Annotated in this window: 6 protein-coding genes; 5 read left to right on the forward strand and 1 reads right to left on the reverse strand. The window is 70.3% G+C overall.

The genetic code is table 11. The features are described from left to right. Nucleotides 1-23: 23 nt before the first annotated feature. Nucleotides 24-3,221, reverse strand: a complete 3,198-nt coding sequence (locus tag ACZ562_RS28085) for a tetratricopeptide repeat protein (RefSeq protein WP_471184541.1) — start codon at nt 3,219-3,221, stop codon at nt 24-26. Between the two features lie 166 nt (nt 3,222-3,387). On the opposite strand from ACZ562_RS28085, the gene ACZ562_RS28090 reads away from it, so the two are divergent. From ACZ562_RS28090 to ACZ562_RS28110, 5 genes are all read left to right on the forward strand, one after another. After that, nucleotides 3,388-5,418 (forward strand): thioredoxin domain-containing protein, encoded by a 2,031-nt coding sequence (locus tag ACZ562_RS28090; protein WP_471184543.1) that lies wholly within the window; start codon nt 3,388-3,390, stop codon nt 5,416-5,418. Between the two features lie 211 nt (nt 5,419-5,629). Beyond that, complete coding sequence (locus tag ACZ562_RS28095) at nt 5,630-6,907, forward strand: glycosyltransferase (RefSeq protein WP_471184546.1); 1,278 nt, start codon at nt 5,630-5,632, stop codon at nt 6,905-6,907. Beyond that, a complete protein-coding gene (locus tag ACZ562_RS28100) occupies nt 6,904-8,568 on the forward strand; it encodes an ArnT family glycosyltransferase (RefSeq protein ID WP_471184549.1) in 1,665 nt (554 codons plus the stop codon). Before ACZ562_RS28095 ends, ACZ562_RS28100 begins: the two co-directional genes overlap by 4 nt. Beyond that, entirely contained in the window at nt 8,565-9,770 is a 1,206-nt protein-coding gene (locus ACZ562_RS28105; protein WP_471184552.1) for a glycosyltransferase, read from the forward strand. The genes ACZ562_RS28100 and ACZ562_RS28105 overlap by 4 nt, the downstream gene beginning before the upstream one ends. A 44-nt stretch (nt 9,771-9,814) precedes the next feature. Then, nucleotides 9,815-12,211 (forward strand): galactose oxidase-like domain-containing protein, encoded by a 2,397-nt coding sequence (locus ACZ562_RS28110; protein WP_471184555.1) that lies wholly within the window; start codon nt 9,815-9,817, stop codon nt 12,209-12,211. Nucleotides 12,212-12,255: the final 44 nt, after the last annotated feature.

Raw genomic sequence — 12,255 nt, forward strand, 5'->3', positions numbered from 1 at the left:
GAGTCCGGGAAGGCGGGCGCCGGTCAGGGGGCCGGCACCGCCACCCCCATCACCTCCCGGGCATGGCGGCTCGGCACCATACCCAGCCGCCACGCCTGCCAGCCCGCCTCCAGGTCGATCCCCCGCTCCAGGAGCAGCTGGTACGCCTCCACGTAGTCGTCCAGCTTCTGGTCCCGCGAGAGGTGCCCCGCCCGCGACAGCTGGGCCAGCTCCTCCTGGGCCACCGCCGTGCCGATCTCCACGCCGCCGGGAGCCGCGTACGGCAGCAGGGTGCAGCGCAGGAAGCGCGCCCAGTCCTCGCCCCGGCGGTCGCCGTACGACATGAACAGCTCCACCGCCTCGTCGCACAGCGCCAGAGCCTGCTGCGTCCGGGCGTTGCCCGCGTCGACGACCGCGAGTTCCAGACAGGTCCACGCCTCGCCGTGCGCGACGCCGATGCGCTGGAAGTCGGCGCGGGCGTCGACCAGCAGCTGGCGCGCGAACCCCGAGTTGCGCAGCGAGCCCGTCTGGGCCGCACGCTGGTCTCGGGTCGCCCGGGCCGAATGGTGGCGGGCACACGCCAGGCCGTAGACGTCCCGCATGCGCGAGAACATCGTGCGCGAGCGTTCCAGTTCACGTACCGCGTGATCCAGGTTGCCCGTCTCCTCCAGGGCCTGGCCCAGGTAGTAGACCGTCCACGCCTCGCCGCGGGCGTCCTCGTTGTCGCGGTGGCGCGAGGTCGCCCGCCGCAGGCCGTCCACCGCCGTGGCGGGATCGCCGGCGATCAGACGGGCCCGGGCCAGCTGCGTCAGGGCCCACGCCTCGCCGCGGCCGTCGCGGGTACGGCCGTACAGATCGAGGGCGGTCCGCAGCTCGGCCTCCGCGCGCGCGATGTCGCCCATGCGCAGGCCCAGCTGACCGAGCTGGAAATGGGCCCACGCCTCGCCGTGCACCGACTCGCCCGCCCGGTGCAGCACCAGCGACTGGGTCAGCAGGTCCATCGCCTCGCGGAGACGGCCGCGGTCCCGTTCGACCGCCGCCAGCGCGTGCATCGTCCAGGCCCGGTCCGTGGCCAGCTCCGGGGCCGCCTGAAGATCCAGCGCCTCCCGCAGCTTCGCCGTCGCCTCGCTGAGATTGCCCTGGTGGTGCAGGGTGATGCCGAGCGAGCACAGGGCGCGGGCCGCGCCCGCGTCGTGATGGGCCTCCATGTACAGGTCCACCACCGACGTCAGCGTCGTACGCGCCTTGTCGAGCTCGCCCAGCTGCCGGGCCGCGATACCCGTACGCCACTGCACCGAGCGGACCAGCAGACCCTGGTCCACAGCCTGCGTCAGCTCGCTGATCTCGCCCAGGCGGTACAGGTCTCCGCGCAGCAGGCAGTAGTCGCACAGGGCGCCGAGGAGGTTCAGGACCGCAGCCTGGTTCACGCCCTCCGCGTGCCGCAGCGTCGCCGTGATGAAGCTCGACTCGTCGTCCAGCCAGCGCAGCGCCTCGTCGAGCGAGGTGAAACCGTGCGGACTGAAACGGTCCGAGCGGGTCGACACGTTGCCGTCCACCAGACGCAGCACCGAGTCCGCCAGGTCCGCGTAGTTCACGATCAGCCGCTCCTGCGCCGCCGTACGGTCCGACGCCTCCTCCTCGTCGACGAGACGGGCGTGAGCGAACGCGCGGACCAGGTCGTGCAGGCGGTAGCGGTCGCCGCGGACATGGTCGATCAGGCCCGCCCGGGCCAGGGCCACCAGGTGGCGGGTCGCCTCCGTCTCGTCCGTGGCCAGCAGCGCGGCCGCCGCGGCCGCACCCAGCGACGCCCGGCCGGCCAGCGCCAGCCGGCGCAGCAGCCGGCGGGCCGTGTCCGACTGGTCGGTGTAGCGCAGCCACAGCACGCGCTCGACGGGCTCCACCGGGCCGTACGCGGCGAGATCCGCGGCCAGCCGGCGGGGCGAGCGCGGGCCCAGACCAGAGCCCGCGATACGCAGCGCCAAGGGCAGACCCCCGCACAACTCCGCGATCCGGTCGGCCGATTCGGCGTCGTACGGCCCCGAACCATCTTGCGCCGCCGCACCCAGCAACTCCTCCGCACCGGCCGCGTCCAGCGATTCCACCGGGAGCCGGTGCACCCGGGCGGAGAGATCGTCGGGCAGTTCGAGAGGTTTGCGGGCGGTGACCAGGACCAGGCTGTCGGAGCGCTCGGGGACGAGCAAGCGGACCTGCGCGGGGTCGAAGGCGTCGTCCAGGACGATGGTGACGGGCACGCCGGTCAGATGCTGGTGGTACAGCTCGCTCAACCGCTTGACCTGCTGCTCGGGGGAGGAGCGCTCACGGAACAGCAGCTGCTCGCGCGGCGCGCCGAGACGGTTCAGCAGGTGGAGCAGCGCGTCGCGGGTGGGCAGCGGCGACTCCTCCGGGCTGTCACCGCGCAGATCCACGACACACGCGCCGCGGAACTGGTCCTTGAGATCGTGGGCCGCACGGACCGCCAGCGTGGAGCGGCCGCTGCCCGGCGCGCCGTGCAGGACGACGACCGTCGGCCGGGTCCTCGTGCTCGCACGGGCCGCCTGCACCCACTGCCGGATCCGCGCCAGCTCCTGCCGACGGCCCGCGAACGGTTCCACCGGCTCCGGAAGCTGACCGAACGACTGCTCCAGGACGCTGCGCCCGCGGGCCGCCGCGCTCTTGTCCGTGCCGCGCAGCCGCGGCCCCGTCTTCTTCGGACCGGTGGAGGCGCTCAGCACACGCTGCTGGTCCAGGAAGGGGCGGATGCCGCGCACCTCCAGCGCCGTCAGCCACTGCAGGCGCAGCTGCTCGGGACCGCCGGGCTGGCCGATGGCGCCCGCGCGGTGGTGGGCGGCGGGCAGATGGGCACCGGCCACCTTCACCACCGTCGCCGCGGCGCCCACGACGCCCACCGTCACGCCGGTGCCCAGGGCCGTGCCCGCGCCGGTGCCGAGAGCCAGGTCGGCGACGGTGGCGGCGACGGCGGCGACGCCGGCCACCAGCAGGGGAGTGCCCGCGCCCTCCCGCGCATACCGCTGCCCGAAGGTGACCCGCCCCGCCTCCGACTCGTCCAGGGCGCGGGTGTACGCCTCGTACTCCTCGGCCGCCGTCTGGGCCATGGCGTCCAGCGATCCGCGCGCCCGTGACAGCAGCACGCCGCCGTCGGTACGCCCACCCGACCGGCGCACCTCCTCCTCCACGGCCCGAGCGAGCAGTTGCTCGGCCTCCGCCCGATGACCGTCCCGCATGTCACGTCCCCCTCCGGCGGCAACAGGTTTCTTGGTCAAGTGTGCTGCGGATGATGCGTTCAGGGGAGGGGGCGGGATCAGGGGGACATGTGAGGACCCGCCCCGGACGGCCTGCGGCGCACGCGTGCTGTCCGGTGTTCTCCGGGTGCTGCGGCAGGATGGAGGTATGCCGAACCGACTGGCCCATGAGACGTCCCCCTACCTCCTCCAGCACGCCGACAATCCCGTCGACTGGTGGCCCTGGTCGGCCGAGGCGTTCGACGAGGCTCGCAAGAGCAACAAGCCGGTCCTGCTGAGCGTCGGCTATTCAAGTTGCCACTGGTGTCATGTGATGGCTCACGAGTCGTTCGAGGACCAGCAGACCGCTGACTATCTCAACGACCACTTCGTCAGCATCAAGGTCGACCGGGAAGAGCGCCCCGACGTGGACGCCGTCTACATGGAGGCCGTTCAGGCCGCCACCGGGCAGGGCGGCTGGCCCATGACCGTGTTTCTGACGCCTGAGGCCGAGCCGTTCTACTTCGGGACGTACTTTCCGCCGGCGCCCCGGCACGGCATGCCCTCGTTCCGGCAGGTGCTCGAAGGGGTGCGCAGCGCCTGGGCCGACCGGCGGGACGAGGTGGCCGAGGTGGCCGGGAAGATCGTGCGGGATCTGGCGGGGCGGGAGATCGGTTTCGGCGACAGCCTGGCGCCCGGTGAGGAGGAGCTCGCGCAGGCGCTGCTCGGGCTTACGCGGGAGTACGACCCGCAGCGCGGCGGGTTCGGCGGGGCACCCAAGTTCCCGCCGTCCATGGTGATCGAGTTCCTGCTGCGGCATCATGCGCGGACCGGGGCCGAGGGGGCGCTGCAGATGGCCCGCGACACCTGCGAGCGTATGGCGCGCGGCGGTATCTACGACCAGCTCGGGGGCGGGTTCGCCCGCTACTCCGTCGACCGGGACTGGGTCGTGCCCCATTTCGAGAAGATGCTCTACGACAACGCGCTGTTGTGCCGTGTGTACGCCCACCTGTGGCGTGCCACCGGGTCCGAGCTCGCCCGTCGGGTCGCGCTGGAGACCGCGGACTTCATGGTGGGCGAACTGCGGACCGCCGAGGGCGGGTTCGCCTCCGCGCTCGACGCCGACAGTGACGACGGGAGCGGGAGGCACGTCGAGGGCGCGTACTACGTGTGGACGCCGCAGCAGCTGCGCGAGGTCCTCGGTGACGACGCCGAGCTCGCCGCCCGCCACTTCGGTGTGACGGCGGACGGTACCTTCGAGCACGGCTCCTCCGTCCTCCAACTTCCGCAGGACGAGGGTGTGTTCGAAGCGGGGAAGATCGAGTCGGTCAGGAGCCGTCTCCTCCGTGCCCGGTCCGCCCGCCCCGCCCCAGGCCGTGACGACAAGGTCGTCGCCGCCTGGAACGGGCTCGCCGTCGCCGCGCTGGCGGAGACCGGTGCCTACTTCGACCGTCCCGACCTGGTGGAGGCCGCGCTCGGCGCGGCGGATCTCCTCGTACGGCTGCACCTGGACGACCACGCCCGGCTGGCGCGTACCAGCAGGGACGGTCAAGTGGGGGCGAACGCCGGTGTGCTGGAGGACTATGCCGATGTGGCGGAGGGATTCCTCTCGCTGGCCTCCGTCACCGGGGAAGGCGTGTGGCTGGAGTTCGCCGGGTTCCTGCTCGATCACGTCCTCGTCCGGTTCGTCGATCCGGAGTCGGGTGCGCTGTACGACACCGCCGCCGACGCCGAGCGGTTGATCCGCCGGCCGCAGGATCCGACCGACAACGCGACCCCGTCCGGCTGGACCGCCGCCGCGGGCGCCCTGCTGAGCTATGCCGCCCACACGGGTTCCGAGCCGCACCGCACCGCCGCCGAGCGGGCGTTGGGTGTCGTCAAGGCGCTCGGGCCGCGGGTGCCGCGGTTCATCGGCTGGGGGCTCGCCGTCGCCGAGGCGCTGCTCGACGGTCCTCGCGAGGTCGCCGTCGTGGGGCCGGGCCTGGACGACGAGGCCACAAAAGCACTGCACCGTACGGCACTTCTCGGGCCCGCCCCCGGTGCCGTCGTCGCCGTCGGGACTCCGGAGAGTGACGAGTTCCCGCTGCTCGCCGATCGGCCGCTCCTCCACGGTGAACCAACCGCGTTTGTCTGCCGTAACTTCACTTGTGACGCCCCGACGACCGATCCTGATCGGTTGCGCATCGCGTTGAGTCACTGAAAGGGCAGGAAAAGCGGCGCGGAGGGGCACATCGGCCTGCCCTAATGAGGCAAGTGTTCGGATGGATCCCGTTAGTCACCGCACCGTTCCGAAACACGCTATTTATCGGAACAGCTCTCGCGCTTCACAGTTCCCCCCTACTCTCTCCACAGTAATGCGGCGGGGGTGACTCACCGTCGCGACAGGGGGCATTGGGATCTGGGGGGATCTGTTGCTGACGTCTGTCTTCATCGCTGCCGTCTCGCTGGCCTTGTTCTGGATGGCGGCCTTCACCTTGTGGTGGCAGATGCACGCGTGGCGTACGCCCGAAGTGCTCGCCTCCACCCGATTCAGCAGTCCGGACGGTGACGAGCACGTCTCCTTCTCGCTGCTGCTTCCGGCGCGGCACGAGCAGGCCGTGCTGGACCACACCATCCAGCGGCTGCTGGAGTCCACACACACCGACTTCGAGATCATCGTCATCGTCGGGCACGACGACCCCGAGACCACGGCGGTGGCCGAGAGGGCCGCCGAACGCGATCCGCGCGTCCGTGTCGTCGTCGACACCCATGAGAAGAAGAACAAGCCGAAGGCCATGAACACGGCGCTGCCGCACTGCCGCGGCGACGTCGTAGGTGTCTTCGACGCCGAGGACCAGGTCCATCCGGAGCTGCTCGCCCACGTCGACCACGCGTTCCGGACCACCGGTGCGGACGTCGTGCAGGGCGGGGTCCAGCTCATCAACTTCCACTCCAGCTGGTACAGCCTGCGCAACTGCCTGGAGTACTTCTTCTGGTTCCGCTCGCGGCTGCACCTGCACGCGCAGAAGGGGTTCATCCCGCTCGGCGGCAACACCGTCTTCGTACGGACCGATGTGCTGAGAGAAGCCGACGGATGGGATCCCAACTGCCTGGCCGAGGACTGCGACCTCGGTGTGCGGCTGTCCAGCGTCGGCAAGAAGGTCGTCGTCGCCTACGACTCCGACATGGTGACCCGCGAGGAGACCCCGGGCTCGCTGATGTCGCTGCTCAAGCAGCGCACCCGGTGGAACCAGGGCTTCCTGCAGGTCTACCGGAAGAAGGACTGGAAGCAACTCCCGGGCTTCGGGCAGCGGTTGCTCGCCCGGTACACGCTGATGACGCCGTTCCTGCAGGCCTTCTCCGGTGTCATCATCCCGCTCAACGTCGCGATCGCGCTCTTTCTCGACGTGCCCGTCGGCATCGCCTTCATCACCTTTCTGCCGGCTGTCACCGCGCTGGTGACCTTTGTGTTCGAGCTCGTCGGACTGCACGACTTCGGCAAGCAGTACGGGCTCCGCGTCCGCTTCGTCCACTACCTCAAGCTCGTCGTGGGCGGCCCGTTCTATCAGGTCCTCCTCGCAGGGGCCGCCATCCGCGCCGTATGGCGTGAGCAACGCGGCCGCAACGACTGGGAGTTGACCACTCATGTCGGCGCTCACCTCACCGAAGCCGAAGTGATCCGAGAGTCCCGAGAGGACGTTCCCGCGTGACCTCCACCCTTCCCGCGGTGACCACTCCCCAGGTCCCCGCGCAGCGGCAGCCTGCGCCTGAAAGCCGTTCGGCCGGTCGAGCAACTCCGCCGAAGCCGAAGCGGCTCCGTTCCACCCGCCCCGACCTCCTCCTGTGCGGTGCGCTCCTGGTGGCGATCCTCGTCGTGCAGGGCTGGAACATCGCCGACTACCCGACGCTCAGCGACGACGAGGGCACCTATCTCGCCCAGGCCTGGGCGGTCCAGCAGGGCGAGGGCCTCGCCCACTACACGTACTGGTACGACCACCCGCCCCTCGGCTGGATCCAGATAGCCGTACTGACCTGGATCCCGTCGCTGCTGAGCCCCGACTCGATGACCGTCGGCTCGATGCGCGTCATGATGCTGGTGATCAGCGGGATCAGCGCCGTCCTCGTCTTCGTGCTCGCGCGACGCCTGTCACTGCCGCGCTGGGCCGCCGGGCTCGGCATGGTGCTCTTCGGGCTCTCACCCCTGTCGGTGGTGCTCCAGCGCGAGATCTTCCTGGACAACCTCGCGGTGATGTGGACGCTCCTCGCGTTCACCCTCGCCGCCTCTCCGAGCCGCCACCTCTGGCACCACTTCGGCGCGGGCATCGCGGCCGCCACGGCCGTCCTCACCAAGGAGACGATGCTCGTCATCCTGCCCGCTCTCCTGCTGACCATGTGGCGGCACGGCCACCGCGACACCCGGAAGTTCGCGCTGACGGGCGCGATCACCGCCTGCGCGCTGATCGGCCTCTCGTACCCGCTCTTCGCACTCCTCAAGGGCGAGCTCTTCCCGGGCAGCGGTCACGTCTCGCTCTTCGACGGCCTCAAGTACCAGATGACCAGACCCGGTTCCGGCTTCATCCTGGACCAGGGCTCCGGCTCGTACGGCGTACTGCAGTCCTGGCTGTACTACGACCGGGTCCTGATCATCGGCGGCCTCGGGGGAGCCCTGCTGCTCCTGGCCACCTGGCGCTGGTCCGTCACCGCCCGGGCGCTGGCCGGCCCGTCCCTGGCCGTGGCGATCCTCGCCGTGGTCGCGATGCGCCCCAGCGGCTACCTGCCCGCGATGTACGTCATCCAGGCACTGCCCTTCCTCGCGCTCGTCCTCGCCGGGGGGACCGCCTCGGTCGCCCACGCCGTGCTGAGCCGTCGGCGGGCCGAGGGGGAGAAGCGGTTCGTCACGTCGGGCCGGTACGCGCTCGCGGGCGTCCTCGCCCTCGCCGCCGGCGCCTATGTCGTACCCCACTGGTACGACGGCGACCGCACCGCCGTCACCGCAGACGCCAACGCCCCCTACCGGGCGGCCTCGAAATGGCTGGCCACGGAGGTGGAGGACCCCAAGGACACCCGGGTGCTCGTCGACGACGCGCTCTGGCTGGACCTGGTGCACGCCGGGTACGAGCCCGGGCGGGGTGTCATCTGGTTCTACAAGGCCGACCTCGACCCCGCGGTGACGAAGACGATGCCGCGCGGCTGGAAGGACCTCGACTACGTCGTGGCCTCCCCGACGGTGCGGCGCGACGCGGTCGACCTGCCCAACGTCAGGGCGGCCATGCAGCACTCGACGCCGGTCGCCACCTTCGGCACGGGCGAGGACCGGATCGAGATCCGGCAGATCCAGACCACGGGCAGTGCCTCGGGAGGCGAGCGATGAGCCAGGACTACACCGTCCCGGGACGGCTGAACGATCCGGCCGTCCGCGCGGCCGAGGTGCCGGAACCGGGGGCCGTGACGATCGTCGTACCGACCTTCAACGAGTCGGGGAACGTACGGCAGCTGCTGCACCAGATCACCGAGTCGGTGCCGTCCCGGCTGCCCTGTGAGGTCGTCTTCGTGGACGACTCCACCGACGACACGCCCGAGGTCATCCACGAGGCGGCGAAGGACTGCCCCTTCCCGGTCACCGTGCTGCACCGGGACGAGCCGGTCGGCGGGCTCGGCGGGGCGGTCGTCGAGGGGATGAAGGCGGCCTCGTCCGACTGGATCGTCGTCATGGACGGCGACTGCCAGCATCCGCCCTCGCTGGTCCCGGAGCTGGTCGCCACCGGCGAGCGGGCGAACGCCGGACTGGTCGTCGCCTCCCGCTACATCAAGGGCGGCAGCCGCGCCGGGCTCGCGGGCAGCTACCGGGTGGCCGTCTCGCGCGGCGCGACCTGGCTGACCAAGTCCCTCTTCCCGCGCAAGCTGCACGGCATCAGCGACCCGATGAGCGGCTTCTTCGCGATCCGCCGCAGCGTGGTGACCGCGGACGTCCTGCAGCCCCTCGGCTACAAGATCCTCCTCGAACTCGCCGTGCGCAGCCGACCGCGCGAGGTCACCGAGGTGCCCTTCGTCTTCCAGGACCGGTTCGCGGGGGAGTCCAAGTCGAGCGCGCAGGAGGGTTTCCGCTTCCTGCGCCACCTGGTCGGCCTGCGCACCGCGTCGCCGGTGGCGCGCATGGTCGGCTTCGGTCTGATCGGTGCGACCGGCTTCGTGCCCAACCTGCTCGGCCTGTGGGCGCTCACCGCGCTCGGCATGCACTACGTACCGGCCGAGATCCTCGCCAACCAGCTCGGCGTCGCCTGGAACTTCGTGCTCATCGAGCACCTGCTGTTCCGCGACCGCCGTGGGCACCGCCGCTGGTGGGACCGGGTCGGCCGGTTCGCGCTGCTCGCCAACGCCGACCTGGTGCTGCGCATCCCGCTGATCGCGCTGTTCGTGCACCAGTTCGGGATGGGCGCGCTGTCCGCCACCGCGCTCGCGCTGGTGACGACCTTCCTCGTGCGCTTCGCCGGGACCGAGGCGCTGGTCTATCTGCCGCGCAGGGGGCGTCGCCCGATGAAGGACGGCAGTCGCACAGCAAGGAGAACCGCGTGAAAAGACCTCGCGTGACCGAGCACAGTCCGACCACATACCGAAGCATGTACCGAAGAAGGACCGCACTCGTCGGGGTGGGGGCCCTGACCGCCGGTCTTCTGCTCACCTCGCCCCAGTCCGCGTCGGCCGCCAACCTGGTCAAGAACCCCGGGTTCGAGACGGCCGGCACCGACGGGATGCCGTACTGCTGGGAGAAGTCCGGCTGGGGCGACAACGACTTCACCTTCACGCACACCACCGACGCCCACACCGGCGGCAAGGCCATGAAGGTCGAGCTGACCCGCCGGGTCGACGGCGACCGCAAGGCGCTGATCACCGAGTCGGCTCAGTGCGCGCCGGTGGTGACGGCGGGCAAGCAGTACGACCTGTCCCTCTGGTACAAGTCGACGACCCCGGACACCGCCGTCACCCTCTTCCGGCACGACACGACGGCGGGCTGGCAGTACTGGACCGACCTCAAGACGCTGGAGATGCGGGGGAGCTGGACCCAGGCCACGGTCCGCACCCCCGAGATCCCGGCCGGCACCGACCGCATCACGTGGGGTGTTTCGGTGTACGGCACGGGCTCCGCGACGACCGACGACTACACGATGGAGCAGGTCCCCGACGTCCTCCCGCCCGCGACCTGCACCGGCACGGCCGAGCAGTGCGCCAACGGCAGGTGGGACGTGCTGCCCACGCAGAACCCGGTCCGTTCGATGCACTCCGTCGTCCTCAACAACGGCAAGGTGCTGCTGATCGCGGGCTCCGGCAACAGCGAGGAGCAGTTCAACGCGGGCACGTTCACCTCCGCGGTCTACAACCCGGCGACGGGCTCGTACAAGGTCGTCCCGACACCGAAGGACATGTTCTGTGCCGGCCACGTCCAGCTCCAGGACGGGCGCGTGCTGGTGATGAGCGGCAACAAGGCGTACCCGGTGGCGGGCGGGCACGGCTACGAGGGCTTCAAGGACTCGTACGTCTTCGACCCGGTCTCCGAGACCTACAGCAAGACCAACGACATGAACGACGGCCACTGGTACCCGTCGGCGACCGAGCTCGGCAACGGTGACGTCATCTCCTTCGGCGGGCTGCGCGAGGACTCGACCGGCTCGGTGACGGCGGAGTACTGGTCGGCCGCCGAGCAGCGGTGGCAGCCGCTGTGGAAGGTCAACCAGACCTGGTCGTACTGGGGCCTGTACCCGTCGATGATCCTGATGCAGGACGGCCGGCTCTTCTACTCGGGCAGCCATGTCTTCGGCAACAACATCCCGGGCACGGGCTCGGCGATCTACGACTACGACGCCAACACGATCACGCAGATCCCGGGGCTGCAGAACAAGGACGCGCGCGACCAGTCGGCGAGCGTGCTGCTGCCCCCGGCGCAGGACCAGAAGGTCCTCACGATCGGCGGCGGCAACATCGACTCCAACCCGGACGCCAACCGGCTGACCGACGTCATCGACCTCAAGCAGGCCAACCCGTCCTATGCGGCCGGGCCCCCGCTGCCGCAGGGCACGGTCGACCTCGGCAACGGCAAGGTGGCCCAGACCGGCAACCAGGGCAAGATGTACGTCTCCGCCGTACTGCTGCCCGACGGCAAGGTCCTGGAGACGGGCGGCGCGCTGCACAACCGGGCCGATCCGGTCTTCGAGTCGTCGGTCTACGACCCGGCGACCAACACCTTCGACCCGGTGGCCGCCGACCCCCAGGCCCGCGGCTATCACTCGTCCTCGTTCCTGCTGCCCGACGGCCGTGTCATGTCGACCGGTGACAACCCGGGCAACGGCACCTGGAACCACAACGTGTCCATCTACACGCCGCCCTATCTGCTCAAGGGCACGCGTCCGGCGATCACTTCGGTGATCGACACCGAGTGGAACTACGGCGACACGCAGCGGATCACCGTCGACCGGCCCGTCGCCAAGGCGGAGTTGATCCGCCCGGCGGCCGTGACCCACTCCTCCGACCCGAACCAGCGGTTCGTGGACCTGCCCCTGTCGGTGGACGGCAACAACGTCGACCTGAACGTGACGAGCAACCCCAACCTGGCCCCGCCCGGCTGGTACATGCTCTTCGCCGTGGACGCGAACGGCGTGCCGTCGGTGGCGAAGTGGGTGCACCTGCAGGGCCCGCAGGCCCTGAGCGCCACCGACGCCTCGGCGCACATCCACTCTTTCGCCGACTCGCTCAAGGGCACCGTCACCGGGCCCGGCAAGAAGCGGACCTCGCAGAAGGTTCCCGTCACCGTCTCCGGCTGCGACCGGCACTACGGCTCGATCAACGTGTGCGTGCCGACCGCGTTCCCGGCGAAAGTGAAGAAGACGACGGCGGCGCGGTGCGCCTGGCTGAAGACGAACGACTACGGCCGTCTGAAGATCAACGGCAGGGACGACCCGCTGGGCCTGGACCGCGACAAGGACGGAATCGCCTGCGGAAAGGGTGATGTGAGGAAGAGCTAGGGCGTGTTTCGAAAGTAGCGTCGTCCGCCCGAAGGGCGGGGCTC

The organism is Streptomyces sp. NPDC040410 (assembly GCF_055595715.1).